Genomic DNA, 847 nt, shown 5'->3' with positions numbered 1-847 from the left:
ATACACCATAATGCCGTAGGTCGGCGCGAGGATGCCTTCGAGCAGCGGATGGATGTATTGGAATTCTTGGCCTTTCATACGCGCGACGAAGTCGGGAATGTTGTCCATCGGGCCGGGACGGTAGAGCGATACGAAGGCGATGAGTTCTTCAAACTTGGTCGTATGCGCCGTTTTCAGCATTTTTTTCATGCCGGTCGACTCAAACTGGAAGACGGCGGTGGTGTTCGCATCGCGGAAGATTTGGTAGGCGGCCTGGTCGTCAAGCGGAATCTTGCCGACATCGACGATATCGCCGGTGGTGCTTTTGATGTTGTTCTGCGCCATTTCGATAATGGTCAGGTTGCGCAGACCCAAAAAGTCGAATTTCACCAAACCCACGTCTTCCACGTCGCCCTTGTCGTACATGGATACGGGCGAGGCGGATTCGTCCGCCTGATACACGGGGCTGTAATCGGAAATCTTGCCCGGCGCAATTAACACGCCACCCGCGTGCATACCCAGACCGCGCGTCAGGTCTTCCAGCTTTTTCGCCAGCGTAATCAGTTCGTCCGCTTCTTCTGCTTCAATTAATTCCTGAATTTGCGGCTCGGCCTCCATGGCTTTTTCCAAACTCAGGGGTTTGTTGGCTTCCAACGGAATCAGCTTGGACAGTTTGTCGCACAGCATAAACGGCAGTTCCAGCACGCGTCCCACGTCGCGGATGACCGCTTTGGACGACATCGTGCCGAAGGTAACAATCTGGCTGACCGCTTCCGCGCCGTATTTTTCGCGCACATATTCAATCACGCGGCCACGGTTTGCCTGACAGAAGTCAACGTCAAAGTCAGGCATGGAGACGCGTTCAGGG

General features: G+C 54.7%; 1 pseudogene. It reads right to left on the bottom strand.

Features of this window, described 5'->3' with window-relative positions:
- A pseudogene (locus ACTHUM_RS15785) lies at positions 1-847 on the bottom strand (DNA polymerase III subunit alpha); the annotation flags it as partial.

Source organism: Neisseria sp. P0021.S006, assembly GCF_051956895.1.
The sequence above is the reverse complement of the archived record's forward strand: the minus strand, read 5'-3'. Positions and strand labels throughout refer to the sequence as shown.